Source organism: Lacrimispora indolis DSM 755 (assembly GCF_000526995.1).
GTDB classification, from domain to species: domain Bacteria; phylum Bacillota; class Clostridia; order Lachnospirales; family Lachnospiraceae; genus Lacrimispora; species Lacrimispora indolis.
This window is the reverse complement of record NZ_AZUI01000001.1, coordinates 5,928,848-5,954,510: the sequence shown is the minus strand read 5'-3', so window position 1 is coordinate 5,954,510 and position 25,663 is coordinate 5,928,848. Positions and strand designations below refer to the sequence as shown.

Here is a 25,663-nt window from a genome sequence, read left to right as displayed (position 1 = left end):
ATGGTTAGGATTATCGATGGGACACTGACGATGCTTAATGGATACATGGTCACTGCTGCTCAGGCACAGCGTTTCCTGGAGCTGCTGCTGGAAGTCGGAATTGATGCGGCGGCGGTTTCTCCTGAAATATATGAGCTTTTGGGAGGAAGGATGCCGGAACGGATGATAAGTTACTTAGAACAGATGGGAATGCCTGCAGAATATAAGGAATACCCTGGTGTCCAAAATATCATTTCCACATACTGCAGCGGCAGAGGAATCCATATTCGGAATTACCAGATTAATGAACTGGCAGAATTAAGAGGAATTCCCACAGATGACCCGGAGCGGAGATTCCGGCTGACAGGCCTGGATGATTTACTGACCTACGAAAGCGAACGGATTTATGAAAGGGCCATGGAGGAGCTGGTAAAGATTGCACCCATCCTGTATCCGGAGAACGCGTATTACTGCGCAACGGCCATTGCGGTCAGTTATCTGCAGCGTAATAACAGCGGGACAGTGATGACGACTTTTACCGGAATCGGCAGCAAAGCTGCGACTGAACAGGTGATTGCTGCCATGCGGGTGATGCAGCGCCATAAACCCAACCAGGATCTTACCGGGCTTAAAAAGCTTCGGCAGTTATTTGAGGAGATGACCGGCACTGCGGTTGATGCCCATGCTCCTGTGATAGGAGAACGGATTTTTTATGTGGAGTCTGGTATTCATGTGGACGGAGTCCTAAAAAAGCCTTCCAATTATGAATCCTATCCTCCGGAGCTGGTGGGAGCCCGCCGGGAAATCGTTCTGGGCAAACATTCCGGAAAGGCCTCTGTCCGGTATAAGCTGAATGCGCTGGGGCTTGATGAGGCAGAATATGATAAAGCCAGGATTCTTGGTCAGATTAAACGTCTTAGTATAAAGAAGGGGAAGGATGTAACGGACCAGGAATTTCTGGAGATTGCAGGGAGGTGCAGGAACAATGCGTAAGGCGGTCAGTATGGTGGATACCACGCTCCGGGACGGGGAGCAGCGTCCGGGAATCACCTTTTCCATTGAGGATAAAATCCGATTGGCAGGGCTTCTTGACCAGGCGGGAGTCTATGAAATTGAAGCCGGATTTTACGATGCAGGGATGGAGGGGCGTGACTATATCCGGAGAATCATGGAAAAACGGAAGAAAGCGCTGGTTTCCGTATGGTCTCTGTTAAATCCTGAATGTGTTGAGCAGGCTGCACGGCAGAAGCCGGACTTGATTCATATTGGAACCCCAGTGTCATATGTCCAGATTTACCATAAGCTTAAAAAGAACAAAAAATGGGTGGAAAGGATGCTCCAGGACTGTATCCAGGTGGCAAAGGACTATGGTGTGGGTGTAACAGTTGGACTGGAGGACGCTACCAGAGCCGATGTGGCATTTATGAATCATCTGCTCCGGACAATGGAACAGCAGGGCGTGGAGGCTGTCCGGCTGGCGGACACAGTTGGAATCCTGTCTCCCCAAAGGGCCAGAAATATGGTACGGGAACTGAAAGAAGTGGTTCCGCTTAAAATAGAGATACATGAACACAATGATTTTGGAATGGCCGTAGCGAATTCCATTGTCATGGCAGCAGCAGGTGCGGATATGGTTGATGCCACCCTGTTCGGAATCGGAGAACGGGCAGGCAACTGCGATTTGTACCAGTTTGTACATGCGGCAGGCAGAAAGTTTGAGCTGGATATGAAGAAAGCAGAGATCAGACGGGCGGAGATCCTGTTAAAAGAGATGATGGCAGGAGGTAAGAATCATGATACGGCAGATAGCATATGAGGAAACCGGAAGAAAAAAGCTGGCAAAGGGGATCCGGAAGCTCTGCGGCCTACTGGTCTGTGACGGCGGAATCCTTGTGAATGGCTCTTATACCATGTCGGCAGCAGAGACAGCCAGGTATATGGAAGGCGAGGATCTGTACATCAATCAGGGCATTCGGCTGGCAGCGGGAACCATAGGGGAAATCAATGCCAGAACCGGCTGCGGTACGAAAGAGGCGGCTTCCATGCTGCTGGTCCAGCTGACAGCCTGTGAAAAGGCGGCGGCCTCCGGGATCAATCCCGTTTATCTATCACAAAAAATCAGAGAAGCAGCAGATTGGATGGCGGAGATGGCAGAAAAGGCTGCGGTTCATGAGTGGGTCCATCTGAAGGAGGAGCTGGTTAAGATCACGGCCGAGGCAGAACTGGCTGAAATGATTCTTCAGGCATTGGAAGCAGGCGAGGTGATAATCAAGGATTCTGTGCAGGTAAAGACCAGAATGGAAGTAATAAAGGGAATGACAGTCAGCGGGCAGCTTCTTGTGGGAAAGGCGGCAACATTAAAAGAGGTACAGGTGCTGGTTACCAGCCGTAAGCTGTCCTCTTTTTCCGATTTGCTTCCTCTGCTGGAGAAGCTGGGAAACTGTCCTCTTTTTCTGGTGGCAGATGAGATTGAGGGAGAGGTCCTGACCCTGTTAAGAGCCAATATGGAAAAACGCAGAATTGCTGTCTGGGCCGTAAAAGCGCCCGGCATCGGAAAACGGAAGGCAGATATGCTGGCAGATTTAGCAGTACTTACCGGGACTAAGGTATATGGAGAATACGACTTCTTATCATGGGAAGAACTTTCCCCAGACATGTTGGGAAGAGCAGATGCCATAGAGGTGACGGAAGCATATTCCGTGGTAGAAGGCAGAACCGGTGAAGCAGCAGCCCGGCGGATCACTGAGATACGAAAGATGATTGATGACCCGAAGACAAATTTTTATGACCAGCAGGTTCTAAGGGAGCGGATTGCCTGGCTGTCCGGCCGTGTTCCGGTGATTTATGCAGGCGGTGAGACGACCATGGAAGTCAAAGAAGTAAAGCTGCGGCTGGAATATGCAGCTGCCTATGCTCAGTCAGTGAAGAAATATGGGATGCTTCCTGAAAGCTTTGCAAACGGAATTTCTGCTGAAACGGAGGCGGAAAAAATCGTTCTTGCAGGAATCAGAAAAAGTCTGGATGACAAAGAAATCAGCGCCGGGCTTTTTATTCTTCTTTTACTGAAAATCACCAGTCTGACAGCCATGTGGCTGACGGCGGGAGCTGTTATGGTGAGCACCGGCTATGACAGGGAAGACTTAGAGCTGATGAGGAGCGGAGTGGATGTAGAAAGGCTTAAGGGAAGCGATGGATATTAAAAACGTAAAATTAAAGCCTGGCTATATATTAAAAGAGCTGGGGGGAGAATTCTGTATTTTTGATGAAAGGGACAGTCAGAGCGGTTCTCTTGATGGTCTGCCCTCGGTCAATGAGACCTGCATCTTTCTCTGGAATAATTTAGAGCGGGGAGCAGCCCTTTCTGATTTGGTTAAGCTTCTGGAAGAAAAAGATGGGATAGACGAGGATGAGGCCTGGCTGGAGCTGGAGGAATTTCTTGCAAAGCTGATAAATGGAAATGTAGTGGAAGTAGAGAGGTGATTCTATGGCGAAAGTTGCAGTATTTTTAAAAAACGGAAGTCTGGCTCCGTTTATGGAGTGTAACATGGTGTGCATCTATGAAAAGGTGCAGAGTGGCTGGAACCTTTTGGATACCGCATCATTTCCTCCTGTACCGGGGGGAACCATCAGGGAAACACGGATGGGAATGAAAGAAATTCTTCCTCTTGCAGAGGGATCAGATGCGATTTGCAGCAGGGAAATCACCGGGATACCCTTTGCTGAATTCGACCGGGCCGGTTACTGCATCTTTTCGGTTGATGCGGTAAATGACCAGACGCTGGACGGAATTCTGGAGGATATTGAAGCAAGTGATGAAAAGAAACGGCTCCGGGATGAAATCATAAAGAATGCCAGACCGGCAGAGACGGAAGAACCAGGAGTATACGTTCTGGATTTAATCATGCTTCAGAAGGAATGCCCTGAGATATCCTCGAAAAAAGCCCTGCGGGAATTCTTAGATACGGTGCCTTTTCTGGAACTTCGTATAGACTGTGCCCATATCCCACCGTGGCTGGAACGGGAAGACCGGTTTGAACTGAAATCCCAGTCCGGGGATGGAGCCGTGCGTGTGGTCCTGACGAAAAAACAATGCTGATACGGAGGTGGAAGTATGCAAAATTATATGTGGCTTGAGCATGGATATCTGCAGACATCCTATGGCATTTTTGCCGGTGTGGATGGAATCAGTACATACACAGGCGGAGAAGTGGAAAGTCTGCGCTTATCGGAACGCAATGTAATCATGACGGAAATCGGGGAACTGATTCCTGCTTATACGGAAAATAACCGCCGGAAAAATAAGGCATCGGTAGAATTTGACCGCCAGGGCCTTGTAACCGGAGTGCTGTTGGAGGAAATGCAGGAGGTGCAGACACCTATCGGAGAGCTGCCTGCAGAGCGGGTTAAGTTTTATTCCACGGGAGAGCTTTACCGTCTGTTTATCCTGGACGGCCAGATCAGCGGATTCTGGTCAGAGACTGACGAAAGGGAAATGAATATTCCCTTGAGCTTTCATTTAGGCTTTACTTCTTTCCAAGCCATGTTAAATGGCATCTGCTTTTACCGGGAGGGAGGAATCCGCAGCATCACCCTGTTTCCGGGCGAACGCATCACGGTTATGACGCCTCTTGGGGAGGTGGAGACCGGTGTGGGCCTGTCGTTATATGAATCAGGAGCACTCTGCTCGGTGGAGCCTGCAGAGGCCGTGGCGGTTGAGACGCCCATCGGGCAGCTGACCGCTTATGATCCTGAGCAGAACGGACTGAATGCGGACAGCAATTCCCTGGTATTTACAGAAGACGGAAAGATAGGCGGTCTCATTACCTGTGAAAATCTGATCTATGTACAGACGGAGGAAGGGGGGTTGGAGACGTTTACGCCAAAGGTGAAAGTTCATCCATTATATGACGATACCATTACTGTGTCAGGGATGCATGTGGAGTTTGATTATAAGAACGATGAGGTAACCATTGACGGCCATGTATTCAGCCTGTCAGAATGCGGCTTCACAGCGGCACCCTTTGCCAGACCAGGCATGCACTGCACGCCGGCGGACTGCGCAAGCTGTTCTGTTTGCAATAAAGGTTAGGATGTGCCGGTAAAACGGCCGCTGGAAAAATGATCACAGGAGGAGTAAGTTATGACAGAGAGAGAAAAACTGGAAGGCTTAATCGGAGATGTGTACGTGGATACACATGAATTGGAGAAAGAATTAAAGAAAAAGCTGGAGGCCTATGAGGTTTACTGCGAGGGGAAAAGAGTGTTTGTCCTGTTTGAACGGAGGGGAGAAGAGTATGAACTGGAACTGGACGTAAAGGATAAGTATTATCATGTTGTTGCGGTGAAAAAATAAAGAAACAGCAGCTGCCAGGATGAAATTTATTTAGATTTCATCCTGGCAGGCTTTGTCAGGTTCTTCTTTGCAGATTCATGCTGTATTCATATTTGCCGGCTTTGGGTCCGATTATGACATATTCAAATGGGCTTTGCTCAATATAGGTGTTTCTGTTTCCTGGTAAATTGTTTAAACTCCTGCAAGAGTATTAAGAACATGTGGGAGATATGAGAATTGGTAAATAAAAAATTACAAGATAGTCTGTTTAATAGTCATATAATCCTCACATCTCTGTGATAAATTATAATGGAAATGTAATAAACCAATACTTTCTAATAGACGTTTCCTATCATATAATTTAAAGGCAGGACCGGGAATGATAAAATCACAGATGAAGGGGAAAATATATGAAAAAAAACAGAACTATTCTCATTGTGGATGACGAGGAAAAAATAATAGATGTATTGCGGGCATATTTAGAAAAAGAAGGCTATCAGGTATTAAGCGCTTATGATGGAACTACCGCAATGGAATTATTTAAATCCAATGATCTTGCTCTGGTTTTACTTGATTTAATGCTGCCGGATATTATGGGAGAGCAGGTTTGTCAAATGATACGCATGAATTCAAGGGTTCCGATTGTTATGCTGACAGCGAAAACAGAAGAGACAGATTTGATAAAAGGGCTTCAAATGGGTGCAGATGATTATATTTTTAAACCGTTCAGCCCCAGAACTATCGTTGCAAAAGTAGAGGCTATTTTAAGGCGGATGGAAAGTGATGAGCTTACCAGCATTCCGGTCTCATATAATCAAGGATATCTTCTCATTGATTTTCAAAACGGAGAAGTCAGGGTTCACGGTAAGGATGCAGGCCTGACGCCGACAGAATATAAAATACTGGCAACCATGGCCAAGGCTCCGAACCGGATATTTACCAGAGAGCAGCTGATAATCTACGCTCTGGGTGATGATTTTGACGGATATGACAGAAGCATTGATACTTATATCAAGAGCATACGAACAAAAATAGAAAAAGACCGTAAAAAACCGAACTTTATTCTTACTGTTCATGGAACCGGGTATAAATTTGCAGGAGCAGAGTCATGAAAAAAACTTTGAAAGGCACTCTTATCATTTCATATTCCGCCATAGCAGTATTAATTGTCCTGTGCCTGAGTCTTTTCTTTCATGTGACAGCTGACAGTATTTTTGAACATTATGCAAAAACACAGCAGAAGAATCAGATTGATCAAATCATTTCCCAAATCAATCAGCTGTATAATTCCAAAACCGGTTCATACGATTTGAAAGGGATTGAAATTATTGGATATGCAGCCTTGCAGAATGGTATCATTACACATGTGCAATCAGTCAACAAAGAAATTGACTGGGATATCCAAAACCACAGGGCAGAAGAATGCGAGATGGTATTACAGCATGCTGAAAACAATATGAATAAAAAATATCCTAATTTTAGAGGGAGCTATACGGAGGAAGTCTATCAATTAGAGAACGGCGGGAATATTACCGGAACACTGAAAATAGGCTATTACGGTCCATACTCCTTGAATGACGAGGAACTGGAGCTTTTAAAGGAGTTGAATAAGTCGCTTTTGCTGATTGGAAGCTTTTCTCTTTTTGTAGTCATTATTCTGGGTGTACTCATTGCTCGGGCAGTTTCAAAGCCTATTACCGGCGTCATTCAAGTAGCCCAGAGGATAGCAGGCGGTGAGTATGGGGTACAGGCGGAAAAGAAAACTGCTATGGTGGAAACAACGAATCTGGTGAAATCCATTAATGAGATGTCTTTAGCGCTTCGGGAGGACGAAAAGCAGAAACGGCAGATAACCGTAGATGTAGCGCACGAGCTCCGCACGCCCCTTACAAATCTTCAGTCACATCTGGAAGCCATGCTGGATGGTGTCTGGGCTGCAGACGCCGAGCATCTGGAGAGCTGCCATGCTGAGATACTCCGCCTGGTTGAGATTGTGGGACAGCTGCAGGAGCTATATACTCTGGAGAGCCGGAAGCAGACACTGGACAAGGCAGATCTGGAATTTCATGATTTATGTGGGGCTGTATTCCGGGATTTTGAAATAAAGAGGCAGGATAAAAATATCAGCCTTTGTATGGAAATGCCGGAAAAAACGCCGGTGTACGCCGACTATTACAGATTGAAACAGTGTATGGTAAACCTTCTTTCCAATGCCCTGACTTATACTCCGCCAGGAGGAACGATTACGGTGGAGTACAAAAAATCAGACAGTAAGATCATAATCAAGGTAAAAGACAGCGGCTCCGGAATTCCAGAGTCAGATCTGCCATATTTATTTGACCGGTTTTACCGTGTAGACAAGTCCAGAAGTAAAAAAACCGGAGGCATGGGAATCGGACTTTCTATTACGAAAGCAATTGTAGAAAAGCATGGGGGAGAGATTTACGCAGAAAGTGAAAACGGACAAGGGGCTATGTTTACCATGGTATTTCCCGGCTAACGGTGTAATAGAAAAAGTCCAGTAAAAACATTTCAATAAACAAAACAGCACTGCCAGTTATGGCAGTGCTGTTTTGCTGGAACTCATAAAATCCACACATTCTTTTTGTATGATTAATATATGACTTGGAATAAAGGCGGTAATAGGAAGGAGAGCATGAAACATGAGGGAATACAGGAATGGGGGAAGAAGAAGCCGAAAAAAAAAGAGGGTTCATCCCTATAAAGAAAAATGGTTTAACATCAGTATGATTATACAGGGTGCGGTTATTTTGTGTTTCTTAACTGCTGCATTTTTTTATATACCGTCATCCCTCCGAAAAGGAAGAGGAGCCGGCAATGTGGAAGTACAGTCTTCTGTTAAAGAGATGATTGAGGAGACAACTCCCCCGGAAACAGAAACGAAAGCTCCTGAAAGAGTGGTAAGAGACATTAAAATTGATGATATATCTATTATGGGATTAACAAAAGAAGAAACAAGAGAAAAGCTTTTAAATACTTATACGTGGAATATTCAGCTGAAATACGGCGAAAAAGTTGAACCCATAGAAAATCCGCTGCCGCAGAGGGTGGAGGAATTAGTGGAAAAAATATATTCTGAAAATGAGAATAAAGGGAATGGAGTATACCGTTTGGATTTGTCAGATATCGAAGGTGTTATAAGAGCTCAGATAGAAAAGGCAGCTGCCAAATGGGACAAAGCGCCATTAAATGGACAATTAACAGGCTGGGATAAGGAAAATAAAAGATGGATTTACTCGGAAGGAGAGAATGGTGCAGAAATCAATCAGGAAAAAGCAGTTCAGGACATTATGAATGCTGTGAAGAATAAAAAATTTGAAGAAATCATTCTTGTGGACCATAGTAAAAAGGCTCCTGAGCTTTCGGCAGCCGGGGCAAAAAAAGAATATAAAGTAATCGGAACATTTTCCACGGTGGCTACCAGTAACCAGAATCGAAACAATAATATCCTATTAGCAATAAATGCTTTAAATGGATTGGTGATTTTCCCTGGAGAGGAGTTTTCATTTAATAAGACGACAGGTAACCGTACCATTGAACGTGGGTATAAACCGGCCGGTGCTTATCGAAACGGAGAATTTGTTGAAGAGCCTGGCGGAGGTGTCTGCCAGGTTTCCTCTACGTTATATAACGCAATTATCTTTTCAGGTATCAAAACAACAGAGCGTAATCCTCATAGCTTTGAACCTTCCTATGTAACTCCAGGCGAAGATTCCATGGTCAGCTACGATGGTTACAGCGGGCCGGACTTGCGGTTTGTAAACAAACAAAACACATCTGTTGCAATCCGCGCTGTTTTTGAAGATAAAAAACTGACGGTTTCAATTATTGGCATGCCGATTCTGGAGGATGGAGTTAAGGTGTCCATGCGGTCCGAGAAGACGAAAGATTATGACCCGCCTGCTCCAAAGTATGAGGAAGACCAGACTCTGCAGCCTGGGCAGGAGGTAGAAACAACAGAAGGAGTGAAGGGCAGCACCTGGAAGACCTATCTGGTTACATCAAAGGATGGAAAGGTAATCAAAGAAGACTATTTCCATACCAGTACCTATCGAGGAAAGGCTGGTGTTGTAAAGAGGAATACTTCCGGAATTGTGATTCCTGCTGAAACAGAAGCACCTCATACAACAGAACCGCCAGTGGAGTCTGCTGGCGCCGCTGAGACGGTTTCACCCGATGAGAGTGCTGCAGAGACAATACAGGAAAGCCAGGCTCCTGAACATAGTGACAGCAATGGAACGCAAAATCCACTCCCAACACCAACAGAGACGGAAAAAAAGCCGGTAGGGCCCGGAATCGCAGCAAATGAAACAGAGTAAGGAATCTGAAAGGAACTGAAATTTCAAAGAAACCTGAGAACACTGTAACGAAGCGCGTGCAGTACGAAGGCCTGATTATTGGTGAAGAAGGTGAAAGTGTTGAAAGAGTGCAGAGCCTGCTGAGCGAGTTTGGGTATCTGCCTTCTGGGAAATGGCAAGGTGATTGATGCCTCATCAGGTAATGGAAAGGTCGTCTATCGCCAAAGAACGAAGTGGTGGAGAGATAATTTTATAGTGGTATGGAGGATTTTTTTGTTATGCGTGGTGTTTCCTATTATGGCTCATGCAATGAACCGGAACTGGCGGAGGCTATGGATGGATTATGCAAAAAGTATGGAAGTTTAGACAAAAAAGCTTTAAAAGACCTTTATCCTGTGGGGGCGCATGTTGCCTATTATAAGAAATTCGGCAGCAGCTATCATCTGTTACCACAATTGGAATCCGTACTAAAAGGGAGAAAAGACCTGCATTTCAAATCCGGGTTGCTACCGAATCTACAAAGGAAGTTCTTTTTCTAGTTTATGCACCGCCCGGCATCAAAACGGATTACATTGAAAAAAGTCTTATGAAGCTGGAGAAACGCATTAGAAATTTTTCATCTTCTGCAGCAACAGAATTGCTGCGGGTTTATAGTTAAACAGCTTAAACGTTGTTTGGAGGAAAGCAATTAAAATTGCTGATGCCGGCTGGTTTAGTCCGTTCCCTTACCCTGTAATTAAGCCTTATTATGAAATGATGAGGACCGGTTACTCAATTTAATACTCCAAAAGTCTTTTTTAGAACATAATGATTATATTATGTAAGCGGATATATTATTATTTTAAAATAACTAGAGTAAGATCATTCGGTATGAGATTCATCGAATGTGGAGTCTCAAATTTTAAGAAGAGGGATTGTGAATGGTTATAACTACGATGGCAATAAATGAATATTTAGATAACATGGGAGTCAAACATACCTACGCTGGCTACAAATATTTGGTTGAAGCAATCATGTTAGGAGCTGAGCGCACTCATGCAATTGGGATCATGAAAATATATGATCAGATTGCACAAATTCATAATACAAAAAGCAGCTTGATTGAAAGAGCGATAAGGTCGGCTATCACTTCATTCGGATTGAGCAACAAAGAATTTATTTCAAAAGCAATAGATGACATAATTTATAGTCCTGAATTTATTGGAGATTATGAAGAATATGAACAAAAACAAGAAGCAGGTAAAAGCAGAAGCCCTGCTGCAATGGAATGCAGTGGTTTGGATGAGGTTAGAAAAAACGTTGATAGAATTGATAATGAGATAGTCAGGCTTATATATGAGAGGCAAACATACGTTATTCAGGCTTCTGCCTTTAAGAAAAGTGAAGATGAGGTAAACGCTCCTGACCGTGTTGAAGCAGTTATCTCTAAGGTTCGTACAAAAGCGTCAGAGCTTGGAACAAATCCAGATATGATAGAAGCTTTGTATCGTAAAATGATAAGTTGGTTTATTGATGCAGAAAAGAAGGTATTTTATAATGACTGATATAAATGGTTAAAATTGATTTAATCAGGCGTTATTATTGATCCCTTATAATGTGCGAAATTCTACATAATGATATAATTGCATGCAATTTAAGGACAGGGACTGGGTTCAATATACGGTATCCCTGATAAAGTTTTTATTTGGCATCAGAGTTCCGAAAGATAAAGGCAGACGTGTAGGCTCAGCCTCCGTTATATTGAACCCTCCGTATGAAATATAAAATTTACTTTTGCATTGAATTTAAGAACTCTTTCATTGCCCTTGTAATATATTTGCTGGTTTTATGATAAAAGTAAATGTTTCTCACCGTATGTACGCTGTCGATTTTATAATATATGACACGGGGATCTGGTAAGGTTTCTTTTACCAGTGTATCACTGATCAATGTTATTCCCATACCGTTGCAGGCAGTGTGGTATGCGGTCGCCAATTGATCCAATTCCAGTACGATATTGGGTTTGATCCCGTGTTCTTCAAATATTCTGTCCGCTCTGGTACGTGTATCATTTCCGAATCGCAGCAGTATAAACGGGGCGTCTTCAAATTTATCCAAAGGGACTGCAGGAATAGATGAATGTAAATGCCTGTTATTTACAATATCTTCTGTAGTCAGGCAGTATTTTTTTGCATTCTTGTTGTAATGGAATTTCACTGGAACCGCCAGTATCATTTGTTCCTGATAAAAAAAGTGCTTTTGGTAGATAGCTTCATTAAACGGATAATTATCTATAATCAGATCTAATTCACCGGCATGAAGATATTTTTCCAGATGTACGGTATTAGCTTCGATCAAATTAACAGCTACCCGCGGATATTTTGACTTGAATTTTGTAATGATCGGAGGAAGAATATAAGAAGCAAAGAAATTACTGGCCCCAATTGCCAAAGTACCTGATTTCAAGTCACTTAAATCACTTAAATAAGTTTCAAAGCCATTTTCTATATCCATTATTTTCTCGACACATCGTATATATTCCTCACCACAATCAGTTAATCGTATGGGCGTCGTACTGCGATCAAATAATTGAGAGCCAATTTGTGTTTCGACTTTTTTTATTGTCAGGCTTAATGACGGCTGGGTGATAAATAATTTTTCAGCTGCCTTGGAGAAACTTTTAGCTTTATAAACTTCATAAACATACTCTTTATTGGAAAACATATCTGCCTCCTATATCCCATAAATAAAAATTTATATTGTCAGTAAATATATTTATATGTGTTTAATATACTGCGTGATTTATTAATAAGCAAGTAGTAACACGGGTTATTAATTTTTATTTATGATTCTCATATTCATATTTATATTTGTTTTTGGAAAACGGCGACTATATAATGAGGTCTAGAGAAAGCCATAAGCTTAAATAGAATGAAAGAGGTAATTGATAATGGATAAGGAAACGGTAGTTGAGACAAGGCAGGAATATGATTCCATAGGCACCAAGGAGGTTCCTCTTAATGCATATTACGGAATTCAGACACTCCGGGCAGCAGAAAACTTTTATATTACCGGTTTAAATATGCATCCAGAAATTATTAACAGTATTGTGCAGATAAAAAAAGCTGCCGCAATCACAAATTTCGAGGTGGGGCAGCTGGATAAAAAATGTGCAGACGCCATTGTGCGTGCCTGCGATGAAATCCTGTCGGGGAAATTTTATGACCAGTTTATTGTAGATCCTATTCAGGGGGGTGCAGGAACATCACTTAACATGAATGCCAACGAAGTAATCGCCAACCGTGCGATTGAACTGATGGGCGGTAATAAAGGCGATTATACTCTGGTGAATCCCAATGACCACGTGAATCATGGGCAGTCTACAAATGATGTATTCCCTTCCTGCGGACGAATGACGACTTTAAAGCTTCTGAATAAAGCCACTGTGGAGCTTGAACGGCTCTATCATGTTTTATCCCAAAAAGCGGAGGAGTTTGACCATGTCATTAAGATGGGACGGACACAGCTGCAGGATGCGGTTCCGATTCGTTTGGGGCAGGAGTTTCGGGCTTACAGTACGGCAATCAGAAGGGATATTGCCCGTTTTGAAAATGCGAAAAAGGAAATGAGCGCCCTCAATATGGGCGGTACCGCAATTGGTACGGGCCTCAATGCTGATGTAAAATATATGCAAAGGGTCGTGAAAAACATGGCATTAGTTTCCGGCCTGGATCTTATACAGGCATTTGATTTAATCGATGCTACACAAAACTTAGATGGCTACACATTTGTGTCAGGTACAGTAAGAACCTGTGCGGTAAATCTTTCCAAAATGGCAAATGATCTTCGGTTGATGTCTTCCGGCCCAAGAACCGGATTAGGAGAGATTAATCTTCCGCCAAAGCAGCAGGGATCTTCGATTATGCCGGGAAAAGTGAATCCTGTAATTCCCGAGGTTGTCAACCAGGTAGCCTTTAATATCATTGGAAACGACACGACCATCACCATGGCAACAGAAGCCGGGCAATTAGAATTGAACGCTTTTGAGCCGATTATATTTTATAATCTGTTCCAGTCAATCGAAACGTTGACTTATGCAGTACGTACCTTGATTGACAACTGTATTACCGGAATAACAGCCAACGAGGAACATTGCCGAAGCATGGTTGAAAATAGTGTGGGCATCATTACAGCCATCAGCCCATATGTGGGATACAATAAGGCGTCTGCATATGCAAAAGAAGCCATACATACAGGGGTATATGTCAAAGATTTAATTTTAAAAGAAAAGTTGTTTTCCAAAGAGGATCTGGAACAGATATTAGATCCTTATTCCATGACGGAACCGGGAATTTCAGGCAAACTTTTGAGTAAATCTCAAAATGCGGTGGTCTAGGAGTAGGCAACATAAAGGATTTATATTAACTTATAAAGTTAACGCAACTGCTTTGCAGTGCGTACCAGATAAGTGTTATCAGACTTTTAATGGATTTATTCTAAGGTTCGTTTGCCGGAATAGATGCATTAGAAGTCTTTTTGTTTATAATGGAAGGGTATTTTTTTGCACCGAAATGCGGAAAATGCATATTTGAGATCCATTGAAAAAGAATATATACTGACATAAAAAGAGAGAAAGGAGGAAAAAGGGATGAGGAATATTCTGCTTGCGTGCGGAGTCGGTGCTTCCAGCGGCTTTATAGCACAGAAGATGAGAAAGGCGGCTGAGAAAAAAGGTCTGGAGGTAGAAATCAGAGCCGTCAGTGACACGGAGATTCTTGAGAATATTGAAGGGGTCGGAGTTCTGCTTATCGGCCCGCATTTGAAACACAAATTTGAAGAGATCCAGGAAGAAGTGAGCGGTTATAAAGTAAAGGCGGCCATTATTGACCGGAAATACTATGCCACACTGGATGGAGAAGCAGTTTTGAAAACAGCACTGGATATGATGGGGGAATAAACATATGATGGAAAAATTCATGAACTGGATGGGGGATGTTGTGGCCCCGAAGATGGAAGAATTAACTGGAAATGCATGGCTTTCCGCGCTGCAGAAGGCAATTATCAAGACCCTGCCAATGGTTTTGGTGGGTTCTCTGATCACCATTTACAACGTTATTAAAAATTTTATCCCGGCACTTCCTGTATTGACGGATTTAAGAAATTACACCTTTGGACTGATTTCGATTTTCATGGTATTCCTGATTCCATATTATGTTCTGGAATTAAAGAAAAACAATAAGATGAAGCTGACGGCCGGATTTACCGGCATTGCGCTGTTTATGATCATTGTAAATCCGCAGGTGACGGACGCGGGTTACATATATCAGTTTACAAGCTTTGGGGCGGGCGGCATGTTCGTGGCAATTGTGGCAGGACTGTTCACGGCGGCGGTGATGAATCTGTTTGCTTCCTTTACCTTTTTCAAGAAAAATTCCGTGGTTCCGGATTTTGTGAAGGAATGGTTTGATTCCATGATCCCCATTGCGACAGTTGTACTGATCGGTTGGTTTGTGGTGCTTCAGTGCCGTTTTGACATGTACAGCTTTATTGTCAACTTATTCTCACCGTTAAACAGCATTGCCCAATCCCTGCCGGGAATGATCCTGCTTTATCTGATTCCCACCATATTGTACTCCATGGGAATCAGCGGCTGGGTATTCCAGCCAATCTTAAATCCCATCTGCCTTGTGGCGATCACAGCTAACGCGGATGCGGTGGCTTCGGGAATGGCAGCCACACAGCCCTTTACCAATGAGGCGACGTATGCGTGGCTGAGCCTTGGAGGAAGAGGAGCTACCCTGCCATTGTCCATTATGCTGTTTTTTGCGGCGTCAAAGCAGCTTAAGGCCCTGGGCAAGGCTTCCATTGTACCAAGCCTGTTGAATATCAATGAACCCGTTGTGTTTGGCTGTGTAGCATGGAATCCGCTTCTGATGATACCCATGTGGATCACCGCGATCGTCCTTCCGGTCATCACCTACCTGGCTCAGGTCTCAGGACTGGTGGCAATTCCGGCAGAAGTTTTCAATCTGTGGTATTGTCCGGTATTCATCAGTTCCTGGCTGGTTAACCACAGTTTATCTGGCCTGGTGCTGACAGCAGTCAATCTATTGGCGGCAACTATTATATTTTTCCCGTTTTTCAAACTTTACGACAAGAGACAGTCTGAACTGGAAAAACAGGAGGAAGCAAAAGGTTAAAAGGAGAAATCGCTATGACAGCAGAAGACAGACATGAAATATTAAACGAGACGGATAATGACCAAAGAGAACAGACTGCAGCGGTTGCCATGCAGATCGTTATTCGCGCAGGAGATGCAAGGAACCTGATCATGGAGGCGCTTGACTGTATAGGGGAGAGTCAGTTCAGTGCTGCTCAGGAACGGTTAAAAGAAGCCCAGGCTGAGATCCGCCAGGCGCACATTGCCCAGACTGAAGTGATCCAGGCGGAGGCAGGAGGAAAAGAATTTGCCTATTCCATGCTTTTTACCCATGCTCAGGATACGGTAATGACCATCAATACGGAATTGAATCTGGCAAAGAAACTGTGCAGTATGTTTGAAAAGATGGATATGCGTATCTCGAAGCTGGAACATGGCGGAGGGCTGGCAGTATGAAAACTGTAAACCGGGAATTTCCCGACAGCTTCCTCTGGGGAGGGGCAATTGCCGCCAATCAGGCGGACGGTGCCTCCCTTCTGGGAGGAAAAGGTTTTTCCATTGCGGACTATCATCCATATATAAAAAAAGAAATGAGAGACGACAGAAGAGAGGATGCGGCAATCAGAAATGATGAGAACTGCCTGAAAATAGATTCCGGTCTGTATTACCCGAAGCAGTATGGCATTGATTTCTATCACCGGTTCCGGGAGGATTTAAGGCTGATGAAGGAAATGGGAATGAAATGCTTTCGGACTTCCTTTGACTGGAGCAGAATATATCCCAGAGGCGATGAGAATTACCCCAATCAGGAGGGGCTTGACTATTATGATGAGCTGATCGATACCATCCGGGAGTGCGGGATGGAGCCGGTTATGACGATTTCCCACTATGAGATGCCCATTCACCTGGTAAAGGCGTACGGCGGCTGGCTTGGCAGAAAGACCGTGGAATGCTTTGAGCGGTACTGTGATACGCTGTTTAAGCGGTATCACGGAAAGGTCAGATACTGGATCACCTTCAACCAGATCAATCTTCTGACCTTTAATTCCCTGGGGATCCTGGGGGACCGGGCGGATAACTTCAAGGAGGCTGTTTATCAGGGCGTTCACCACCAGTTTGTGGCATCCGCTATAGCAAAGAAGACGGCATTGTCCTATTCCGGTGATCTTCTGGTGGGGACCATGGTCAGTGACAAGATCGCCCATCCGGCCACCTGCAGGCCGGAGGATGTTTTATTCAATTTAAGAAAGAACCAAATGCAGTTTTTATTTTCCGACGTACAGATAAGAGGAGAATATCCAGGCTATGCGGCGAGATATTTTGAGGATGAGAATATAAAGCTCCGGATGGAACCCGGGGATGAGGAATTGCTGAAACAATATCCCATGGATTTTCTGTCGTTTAGTTATTATTATACGAAAATCAATGATTCCAGGAAAAATTCATTTGAAGCCATGGATAAAAGCAGCAATCCTTATCTGGAAAAATCGGAATGGGGCTGGGAGATTGATCCCCTGGGTCTGAGGACCGCTTTAAATACCTATAGCGACCGGTATCCTGGAATCCCTCTTTTTATTACGGAAAACGGTCTTGGGGCCAGGGACAGGCTGGATCCGGACGGAAGCGTTCACGATTCCTACCGGATCTCCTACCTAAAAGCTCACGTGGAGCAGATGAAGGAGGCGATCGCGGATGGGGTAAACCTGATCGGATATTGCTTATGGTCCCCCATAGACATTGTCAGCTGCTCATCCGCCGAGATGTCAAAGAGGTACGGCTGCATTTATGTGGATCAGGATGATGAGGGAAAAGGGAGCAAAAACAGGTACCGCAAGGACAGTTTCTATTGGTATAAACAAGTCATCCACAGCAACGGCAGATCGCTGGAATGGGAGGCATGATGGGAGGCAGAAAGAAAGCGGCGCTCTGGGCGCTGGCGGCAGGAAGCCTGTGGGGAACAATAGGCCTTTTTGTTAAGCTGTTGTCCGGTTATGGATTTTCTTCCATCCAGCTGACGGTGATCCGTTTTGTTGTTTCTGTCCTGCTTGTTACCCTGTTTTTCTGTTGGAAGAACCCTGGAGCATTTCTCATTGCCCCCAAGGATGTGGTCTGGTTTCTGGTGACAGGAGTGTGCTGCATGCTGTTTTTTAACATCTGCTACGCCGTGACCATTTCCAAGTCCTCCATGGCAACGGCGGCGGTACTTTTGTATACGTCGCCTGCTCTGGTTTCAGTGATATCCGTCCCCTTATTTAAGGAAAAACCGTGCAAAAGAAGATTTCTGTCCGTCCTGCTGGCTATCACAGGCTGTGCCTTTGTGTCCGGGATTTTTTCGAGCCAGATGCGGATATCTACGGAAACGGTTCTTTGGGGGCTTGGCGCGGCTTTTGGTTATGCTATGTACAGCATAACCGCAGGAATACTTCTGAAACGATATTCTTCCATGACCGTGCTTTATTATACTTTTGTGGCCGCAGCCCTGGCGGGAATCTTCATTGGACAGCCCCAAAATGCGGCGGCGGTCATCAGGGCTAACCCTGAGACCCTGATCATATTTGTACTGTTTTCGCTTCTTTGCAACATTTTCTCTTATTTCTGCTATAACCGGGCACTGGAGAAAATAGAAGCGAGCAGCGTTTCCATACTGGCCTCCGTGGAACCGGTGGTGGCGGCTTTACTGGGCTTTTTGATTCTAAAAGAGCCAATCACTTTGGCAGGAGTGGTCGGAATCTGCTGTGTCCTGGCGGCTGTGCTGATTCTGAATGGACCTGAAAAGGGAAAGGCGGAGGAATGATGAAAGGGAAGTTACTTGACGTAATCAGGAATTTATTAAAGGAAGATGAGCCGGTTACGGCAAAACAGCTTTCAGCCGTCTTAAAGATGTCTGAAAGAAGCATCAAAAACTATATAAGTGAGATCAATTATTTTGAACCCGGCCTGATTGACGGAAGCAGAAAGGGATATCGGATTAATAAGGAGAGGGGAAAAGCCGCCTTGCTTGGGCAGAATATCCGCATTCCGGAAACACCTGGAGAGAGAATCGGCTTTATTATCCTTAAGCTTCTTGCAAAGGATGGGGAAGAGGTCCGGGAAATGGACCTATATGATATTGGTGAAAAGCTGTTTGTAAGCTATGAAACCGTGAAAAAGGATATGAGCAGGGTCCGGAAAAAGCTGAAGGAATTTGAGCTGTATATTAATACTGATGGAAGCAGGATCACAGTGGAGGGAAAGGAGCGGAACAAAAGGCGTCTGTTAAGCTCCGTGCTGTATGAGGAATTCAGCCGGAATGTGCTGAGCCTTAATGTGGTCCAGAAGGCATTTCCCGATTATGATCTGGAAGTGCTGAGAGAAATCATTTTAAAGCAGTGTAAGAAGTTCCGCTATTTTGTCAATGATTATGCCATGCTCAATCTGATCATGGATGTAGTCATAAGCATGGACCGGATCAGAAAAAAGCGCACGTTCATCACACATATTCCTGAAAAGAGGATATTCGGAACAAGGGAAAAAGAATTGTCAGAAAGCATCATCCGGCAGATCGAAGAAATTTACGATATTGTTTATAATAAGCTGGAAAGAGAGGAGCTGACAGGTATTCTGGTCAGCCATTTCATGAAGGTGGATTTCGGAAGCTTAAATCAGGGCGGGCTCATAGAAACTGTGGGAGCCGAGTGCTATGAGGTGGTGTGCCGTCTTCTGGACTATCTCAAGGAGAATTATCTCATTGACGTGGAGAATGAGGATTTTACCATTAAGTTTACGCTTCATATCAGCAATTTGCTGTCCAGGCTGAAAAATCACTATTCAGCCAGGAATCCGCTGGCGGAGCACATCAAGAATACCTGCCCCCTGATTTTTGACTGCGCGGTCAGTTTGGCAGACAAGCTCCATGAATTGACCGGATACCGGGTAGGGGAAGATGAGATCGCCTATATTGCCCTTCATATCGGAGGAAATTTAACGACAGGAGGCAAAGGGCGGGATCAGCTGAAGTGTATTTTGCTGTTTCCCCAGTATTATGATTTTTCGGAACGCATCATGGAACGCATTAAAGAGGAATTTGGGGAAAGACTGGCCATAATGGCTGTAGTCACTGACCTTTGGGAAATAGAAGGTCTGGAAATACCGGATCTGGTCATTTCCACCCTTCCTGCAGAGGAAGCCGGTACTCAGGAGTGGGTGCTGGTCTCGCCCTTTTTAAATGACAGGGATATTGCGGGGATTAAGGAGAAGATCGAAAAGGTGAAGATGACAAAAAGAAAGCAGCATTTAAAGAAGCTTTTGATACAGATCGCCTCCGAAGAGCTCTTTTGTAAGAATCCGGAAGTGAAGGATCAAAAGGAGGCCCTGAGTTTTATGGTGAATTGCATGGAGCAGGCAGAATATGTGGAGCCGGGGTTTATTGATCAGGTGCTGGAGCGGGAAGAGCACTCATCAACATCTTTCGGACATATTGCCGTTCCCCATTCTCTGAAAATGGATGCCCATAAGACGGGAATGTTTGTCATGCTGTCAAACAGGCCCATACCATGGGGGGAGCACATGGTACGGATCATCCTGCTGTTTTCCGTGAACCGGGAAGACAGGGCTGTTTTTCATGAAGTTTTTGATAATCTGGTTGTCCTGCTTCTGGAAACCATTCATGCGGACCGGATACTGAAGTGTGATTCCTATGAGGAGTTTATTGATACAATCGTTGAATGCTTTCAATAGGAGGGCGTATGAGACAATTTCAGCATAAAATTCTCCATGAAGGAGGGCTGCATGCCAGGGTGGCCGTCAGCCTGGCCGGAATATGCAGGGACTATGAAAGCAGAGTATTCATTCAGAAAGGTCGCTTGGCCGGAGACTGCAAAGACGTATTTTCCATGATGAATTTAAAGGCGGGTCAAGGGGAAGTGCTGACCTTTGTGATCGAAGGAACCGACGAGGCAGAGGTGGAGGAGCAGATCAGTCAGTGGATTCTAATTTTTTCTTTTTAACAGTTCCGCATACATCCAACCATTATATTTTAAGATTGACTGGTCTTTTAAAATAGACATTTGATGCCGCCATTCCCTTGGGGTTGTATTCATTATTTCTGAGAAGTGGCGGTTAAAACTGGAGACAGAATGGAAGCCTACCCGTTCAGAGATATTGACCACAGAGTCTTCTGTCATGCGCAGCAAATCCGCTGCTTTTCGGATGCGTATGCTGTTTAAATGTTCCAGAGGGCTGGTGTGCATCACAGAGGAAAAGAGTCTTCGAAAATGTGTGGGACTGAGTCCGCATAAAGCTGCAAGATATTCCATTTGAAAGTCATCCATATAGTGGTAACGGACATAATTCAGAGCAGGAGCAATGACCAGGGCGTTTTTGGGCTGGTCATTGCCCCTGTTTTTTATGGCGGATGTAATTCTCATCAAGTTAGTAGCCAGCGCCAGGAAGAGGCCGCGGACACTAAGCTCGTACCCATCCTCTTTTTGCTTCATCTCGTCAATAATTCTGATGATTAGGGAGTAGATGATAGGATATTCCTCCCGGCTCATGATCAGACTAAGGTGATGCTCAGAAAAAGACAGGAGATCTATGTTCTGGATATCAGTTCCTAAGAAGAGTGGATATAATAAATCGGCTAAGTTCACAAAAAGGTAGGACCATTTACTGGTGAAGCCTGTGGTGCTGTATGTGGTATGGGGGATGTCGCAGGAAACAACTGTAACATCACCTGCGTGAAAAGGATAAGCGGTGTCCTCGAATTCCATTGTACCGCTGTCTGATTCACAGAAACCGATCTCCAGGCAGTTATGAATGTGGAGGCGCCCGGAAGGAATATCAGAAATCCGCCAATGCTCCCCAGTAAGCAAAAGGACTGGAAAATGCGACGGTAAATGATAATCTCTGTATTCAATGATAGATTTCTTAGGTCTGGCCATGTTACTCCTCCGTCTTTTCCTAGTGATACCTTGATTATATAATATAACCAATTGAATTTTCAACCATTTATATCTTTGATAATAAAAAGAAAGTTTGACAAAATGTTCAAAAAAAAGTGGGAAAGTAACAGATAGTTAACGAAAAAGATAAAATAGTACGGAATATCCAGCGATAAATGGTTGAAAATGAGCAGTTTTCGCAGGGGATCGCTTTGAAATGGGATTGTGATTTTCATATAATGAATCCATAAGTAAAACATTCAGGAAGTAAAAAAGTAATAAAGGGGGATGGAGACAGACTATGAAAAGATCAAAGACGCCTGCTGCCGCAGTACTTTATACTCAGAACAAACAGCATAGTATCGGTTGGTACTTGAGACGGGACTGGCAGTTGTATGCTTTGCTGGTACTTCCCATGCTGTTTATATTGGTATTTAAGTTTTTGCCTTATACGGGACTGTCCATCGCGTTTAAAGACTACAAGGTGGCAAAAGGATATGCAGGAAGTAAATGGGTAGGACTGGATATCTTCGGGAAAGTTTTTAAAAAGAGGGATTTTGGACAGTCGGTTTATAATACCCTGCTTTTAAATGTTCTGGATCTGTTATTCGGATTTCCGATGCCGATTATCCTGGCGTTGATCCTAAATGAAGTCAAAAGTAAATATTTTAAAAAGATAACTCAGACTCTATTATACCTTCCTCACTTCTTGTCCTGGATTATTATCGGAGGTATCGCATATTCCATGTTTTCCTTAAGCAATGGTGTGGTAAATGCTCTTATACAGAATATAGGACACAGTCCGGTTCCGTTTTTACAGGGAAATGGCTGGTGGCTGTTCAGCTATGTGCTGATTGGCGTATGGCAGTCCATGGGCTGGGGAACGATCATTTATCTGGCGGCAATCACTGGTGTAAATTCAGAACTTTATGAAGCTGCCAGGGTAGATGGGGCCGGAAGATGGAAGCAATGTGTACATGTGACGATTCCATGTATCCGGAGTACCATCGTAACCTTGCTTATTATGAACATGGGTAAGCTGATGGGAGGCTCCTTTGAGCGCATCTTTGCTCTCTGTAATGCTAAGGCGACACAGTACACGACTACCATTCCGGTTCTGGTCTATCGTTGGGGAATTGGAGACGGAAAGTTCAGTGAAGCGACGGCACTTGGGCTGTTCCAGTCGGTGATCGGTTTGATTCTGGTGCTGGCGGCAGACTGGGTTGCAAAGAAGCTGGGTGAAGATGGACTGATCTAAAGGAGGATCAAGTATGAGTCTGAATAAAAAGAATCATGACCGCAGATGGATCAATACAAAGACGAAGAATATGGCGATAGACATTATGTTTTATATGGTTCTGACCCTGGTGAGTCTTACTTGTGTGCTTCCATTTATACATATTTTTGCGAAATCGGTCAGTAATGAAGCATTCGTCGTAGCCAATAAGGTATTTCTGATTCCCAAAGGGATTAACTTTACGGCTTATAAAAAGATATTTCAGGATGTGTCCATTGTACGTTCCTTGTATGTATCGGTCATAGTGACTCTTTCTTTTACGGTCATTGGCATGGTGCTGACCATCAGTTCCGCCTATGCACTGACCAGAAAGGAATTAAAGGGCCGTAAGGTGATGAGCTTTCTGATTATGTTTACGATGTATTTTACAGCAGGCACCATTCCCGATTATTTGCTGATGAATGATCTTAAAATGCTGGATACCTGGTGGTGTATGATTTTACCGTTGTCATTTTCGGCGTATAACTTTTTAATTATGATGAATAATTTTCAGTCATCCATTCCCGAAAGCTTGATAGAATCAGCGGTTATTGATGGAGCCGGGCATTTTAAGATTCTGACAAAAATCGTGATTCCGCTTTCCAAGCCCATCATCGCCACCATTGCACTTTTTTATGCAGTAGGACGCTGGAATGCCTATTCCGATGCATTGTTCTATATCAAGCAGAGGGTGAATTTAAGACCTTTACAATTGAAACTATACTATCTGGTTGTGGCAGCCACGGAATCCTTTAAGGCGGAAGGAGTTGTAGCTACAGGACAGATCACGAACCCGGAGGTGCTTAAGGCATCCTGCATTATATTTGCAACATTGCCGATTGTCTGCATCTATCCTTTTGTACAGAAGTACTTTGTGCGCGGGACTATGATTGGTGCAGTCAAAGGCTGATGATAAAGCAAGAATATGAAAAGGAGGAAGTATTATGAGGAGGGCAATGACATGTAAAAGGCTGGCAGCTTTTGGTGCGGCTGTCATCATGGCAGCAGGCGCGGTAACTGGCTGCGGAGGCAAAAAAGAGGAGACGACGGCAACGACGGCAGGGGGCGGTGCCGCCACTGCGTCCACGGAAGCGGGAGGTGTTTCTGAGGCTGGAAGCTTCACGGACTATTCTGCTGGTTTCCCGGAGAATGTGACAATCAAAATTCCGGTTTATGACCGTGGATTTGAGGGCTGGGATCCGGCAAATAATTATTATACGAAATGGATCCAAAAGGAATTTGGGGATAAGTACAATGTCACTTTGAATTATGTAGGTATCAATCGTCAGAATGAAGTGACAGATTATATGCAGATGATCGCTGCGGGCAATGCGCCGGATATCATCTTTCATTATGATATGCCGCAAGCAGTAAACTACAATGGGGAAGGTGCCATGCAGGAGTTGAATCTGGATGAGATTCAGTACTATGCACCGGCCTATTATGATAAATTAGGTGATACCATCAAAAAATACGGACAGTTGGATGGGAAAAACACGTTCTTTTTCGCAGGAAGAAATGCTATTTATTACAACTATGTGCACCTGATCCGTCAGGATTGGTTAAATAAGGTGGGTATGGAAAAGCCAACGACAAGAGAGGAACTGGATGCAGTTATGGCTGCCTGGAAGGAAGCCGGTCTTGGGACACGCGGAGATTATCTGATCAACAAGAGCTATACCTATGAATATCCATTTATCGGGTCTGATCCAGATAAGAATGAACTGGCGTTATATCTGGATCTGAATGTAGCGCCTCTTACCTGGCAGGCGACCAAAGATTATCTGGTAACAATGAATAAAGAATTTAATGAGGGGATTTTAGATCCTGAATTCTACTTAAATACGGATGACGCTGCGTGGAAAGCAGATTTTGTAGCTGGTAATGTGGGGACTTACAGCTTTTATATTGCAGCCAATACGGATGTGATCAGCAGCTTGAAAGCCAACGATCCCAATGCGGAGGTTTCTGTTATGTCTCCAAAGGCTTTAGCCCCTGCGGGTAGTCAGCCATATTATTATGAATATCCGCCTTACGGTATGGTCATGGGAATTAACTCCACTGCCAGTGATATGCAGCGGGCGGCAATCTGGATGTTCCTGGACTGGATGATTCAGCCGGAGAATTTATTCTTCCTGCAAAATGGCATGGAAGGGGTAAATTATACGCTGAATGAAGAAGGCATTGCAGTTCCGGTACCAGATTTTGCAGGGGAGTCTAAGCTTTCCAACAATAACAATAAAGATTACTGGTGCCTGGTAGCCGAGGTGGCTGATTATGGTGACGAAACCAAGAATTTTAAGGCAAACTTAAAGACATTGGCTCCGGCAGGCTATGAGCAGCTGGTTCAGAATGCTTATGATTACGACAAGGAAATTAAAGAATATGGGATCATCAGTCCGATCTTTACAAAAAGTATTGAAGCTACGAATGAATACAAAGCCGATTTAACAGCAATGTGGCAGGAATTCTACGTTGATATGGTTACCTGCAAGCCGGAAGAACTTGAGGCCAAGTATGATGCATACTGCAAGGAATATTTGGATAACGGATATCAGGAAATTCTTGATGAGAAACAGGCATTGATTGATGCCGGGGATTATATCAAATAGTTTGGCAAGGAATAAATGAGACGAAGAATGGAAAAAGGCTGCTGCAAATTTGCGGCAGCTTTTTAACCCCATCAAACAGGTTCGCGGA

General features: G+C 44.2%; 25 protein-coding genes. 23 read left to right on the top strand and 2 right to left on the bottom strand.

Translation table 11 applies throughout. The features are described from left to right. From K401_RS0128895 to K401_RS34015, 12 genes are all read left to right on the top strand, one after another. Entirely contained in the window at positions 1-972 is a 972-nt protein-coding gene (locus K401_RS0128895) for a homocitrate synthase/isopropylmalate synthase family protein (protein WP_024296214.1), read from the top strand. Then, positions 965-1,795, top strand: a complete 831-nt coding sequence (locus K401_RS0128890; protein ID WP_024296213.1) for a hydroxymethylglutaryl-CoA lyase-like TIM-barrel protein — start codon at positions 965-967, stop codon at positions 1,793-1,795. Before K401_RS0128895 ends, K401_RS0128890 begins: the two co-directional genes overlap by 8 nt. After that, positions 1,773-3,179, top strand: a complete 1,407-nt coding sequence (locus tag K401_RS0128885) for a TCP-1/cpn60 chaperonin family protein (protein WP_024296212.1) — start codon at positions 1,773-1,775, stop codon at positions 3,177-3,179. Before K401_RS0128890 ends, K401_RS0128885 begins: the two co-directional genes overlap by 23 nt. Continuing rightward, the gene (locus K401_RS0128880; protein ID WP_024296211.1) at positions 3,169-3,459 is read left to right on the top strand and encodes a PqqD family protein; all 291 of its coding nucleotides are present in this window, start codon (positions 3,169-3,171) and stop codon (positions 3,457-3,459) included. Before K401_RS0128885 ends, K401_RS0128880 begins: the two co-directional genes overlap by 11 nt. A gap of 4 nt (positions 3,460-3,463) precedes the next feature. Beyond that, positions 3,464-4,075: a Fe-only nitrogenase accessory AnfO family protein gene (locus K401_RS32130; protein WP_024296210.1), complete on the top strand. Its 612-nt coding sequence runs from the start codon at positions 3,464-3,466 to the stop codon at positions 4,073-4,075. A gap of 15 nt (positions 4,076-4,090) precedes the next feature. Next, positions 4,091-5,068, top strand: coding sequence for a hypothetical protein (locus K401_RS0128870; RefSeq protein WP_024296209.1), 978 nt, complete (start codon positions 4,091-4,093; stop codon positions 5,066-5,068). Between the two features lie 51 nt (positions 5,069-5,119). Next, positions 5,120-5,332, top strand: coding sequence for a hypothetical protein (locus K401_RS0128865; RefSeq protein WP_024296208.1), 213 nt, complete (start codon positions 5,120-5,122; stop codon positions 5,330-5,332). Between the two features lie 389 nt (positions 5,333-5,721). Beyond that, a complete protein-coding gene (locus tag K401_RS0128860; protein WP_024296207.1) occupies positions 5,722-6,423 on the top strand; it encodes a response regulator transcription factor in 702 nt (233 codons plus the stop codon). Next, positions 6,420-7,811: a sensor histidine kinase gene (locus tag K401_RS0128855; protein ID WP_024296206.1), complete on the top strand. Its 1,392-nt coding sequence runs from the start codon at positions 6,420-6,422 to the stop codon at positions 7,809-7,811. Before K401_RS0128860 ends, K401_RS0128855 begins: the two co-directional genes overlap by 4 nt. Positions 7,812-7,974: 163 nt before the next feature. Beyond that, entirely contained in the window at positions 7,975-9,651 is a 1,677-nt protein-coding gene (locus K401_RS31620) for a VanW family protein (RefSeq protein WP_024296205.1), read from the top strand. 257 nt (positions 9,652-9,908) lie between these two features. Continuing rightward, on the top strand, positions 9,909-10,169 hold the full coding sequence (locus tag K401_RS0128845) for a hypothetical protein (RefSeq protein ID WP_024296204.1): 261 nt from the start codon (positions 9,909-9,911) through the stop codon (positions 10,167-10,169). Positions 10,170-10,550: 381 nt separating this feature from the next. Then, a complete protein-coding gene (locus K401_RS34015; protein WP_084493022.1) occupies positions 10,551-11,174 on the top strand; it encodes a chorismate mutase in 624 nt (207 codons plus the stop codon). A 223-nt stretch (positions 11,175-11,397) separates the two neighbouring features. Here K401_RS34015 and K401_RS0128835 read toward each other — a convergent pair whose 3' ends face one another. Beyond that, complete coding sequence (locus tag K401_RS0128835) at positions 11,398-12,333, bottom strand: LysR family transcriptional regulator (protein ID WP_024296202.1); 936 nt, start codon at positions 12,331-12,333, stop codon at positions 11,398-11,400. A gap of 226 nt (positions 12,334-12,559) precedes the next feature. Between K401_RS0128835 and K401_RS0128830 the strand changes: the two genes are divergently transcribed. The 8 genes from K401_RS0128830 (at position 12,560) to K401_RS0128795 (ending at position 20,754) form a co-directional block, all read left to right on the top strand. Next, positions 12,560-14,005 (top strand): aspartate ammonia-lyase, encoded by a 1,446-nt coding sequence (locus K401_RS0128830; protein WP_024296201.1) that lies wholly within the window; start codon positions 12,560-12,562, stop codon positions 14,003-14,005. Positions 14,006-14,257: 252 nt separating this feature from the next. Next, on the top strand, positions 14,258-14,566 hold the full coding sequence (locus K401_RS0128825) for a PTS sugar transporter subunit IIB (protein ID WP_024296200.1): 309 nt from the start codon (positions 14,258-14,260) through the stop codon (positions 14,564-14,566). 4 nt (positions 14,567-14,570) lie between these two features. Then, positions 14,571-15,809: a PTS sugar transporter subunit IIC gene (locus K401_RS0128820; protein ID WP_242837919.1), complete on the top strand. Its 1,239-nt coding sequence runs from the start codon at positions 14,571-14,573 to the stop codon at positions 15,807-15,809. 14 nt (positions 15,810-15,823) lie between these two features. After that, the gene (locus K401_RS0128815) at positions 15,824-16,225 is read left to right on the top strand and encodes a PTS sugar transporter subunit IIA (RefSeq protein ID WP_024296198.1); all 402 of its coding nucleotides are present in this window, start codon (positions 15,824-15,826) and stop codon (positions 16,223-16,225) included. Then, entirely contained in the window at positions 16,222-17,670 is a 1,449-nt protein-coding gene (locus tag K401_RS0128810) for a glycoside hydrolase family 1 protein (protein WP_024296197.1), read from the top strand. The genes K401_RS0128815 and K401_RS0128810 overlap by 4 nt, the downstream gene beginning before the upstream one ends. Beyond that, positions 17,658-18,563: a DMT family transporter gene (locus K401_RS0128805; RefSeq protein WP_084493020.1), complete on the top strand. Its 906-nt coding sequence runs from the start codon at positions 17,658-17,660 to the stop codon at positions 18,561-18,563. Before K401_RS0128810 ends, K401_RS0128805 begins: the two co-directional genes overlap by 13 nt. Further along, positions 18,560-20,485 carry a BglG family transcription antiterminator gene (locus tag K401_RS0128800; RefSeq protein ID WP_084493018.1) on the top strand — a complete coding sequence of 642 codons (1,926 nt, stop codon included), beginning with the start codon at positions 18,560-18,562 and terminating at the stop codon, positions 20,483-20,485. Before K401_RS0128805 ends, K401_RS0128800 begins: the two co-directional genes overlap by 4 nt. Before the next feature lie 8 nt (positions 20,486-20,493). Next, a complete protein-coding gene (locus tag K401_RS0128795; protein ID WP_024296194.1) occupies positions 20,494-20,754 on the top strand; it encodes an HPr family phosphocarrier protein in 261 nt (86 codons plus the stop codon). Here K401_RS0128795 and K401_RS0128790 read toward each other — a convergent pair. Beyond that, positions 20,737-21,687 carry a helix-turn-helix transcriptional regulator gene (locus K401_RS0128790; protein WP_024296193.1) on the bottom strand — a complete coding sequence of 317 codons (951 nt, stop codon included), beginning with the start codon at positions 21,685-21,687 and terminating at the stop codon, positions 20,737-20,739. The two genes, K401_RS0128795 and K401_RS0128790, sit on opposite strands and share 18 nt — an antisense overlap. A gap of 301 nt (positions 21,688-21,988) precedes the next feature. Between K401_RS0128790 and K401_RS0128785 the strand changes: the two genes are divergently transcribed. The 3 genes from K401_RS0128785 to K401_RS0128775 are packed head-to-tail and all read left to right on the top strand — an operon-like array spanning position 21,989 to position 25,575. Then, positions 21,989-22,945, top strand: a complete 957-nt coding sequence (locus tag K401_RS0128785; protein ID WP_024296192.1) for an ABC transporter permease — start codon at positions 21,989-21,991, stop codon at positions 22,943-22,945. A 13-nt stretch (positions 22,946-22,958) separates the two neighbouring features. Continuing rightward, positions 22,959-23,873, top strand: coding sequence for a carbohydrate ABC transporter permease (locus tag K401_RS0128780; protein ID WP_084493015.1), 915 nt, complete (start codon positions 22,959-22,961; stop codon positions 23,871-23,873). A 34-nt stretch (positions 23,874-23,907) separates the two neighbouring features. Continuing rightward, a complete protein-coding gene (locus K401_RS0128775) occupies positions 23,908-25,575 on the top strand; it encodes an extracellular solute-binding protein (RefSeq protein ID WP_051464104.1) in 1,668 nt (555 codons plus the stop codon). The last annotated feature ends 88 nt before the right edge of the window (positions 25,576-25,663 follow it).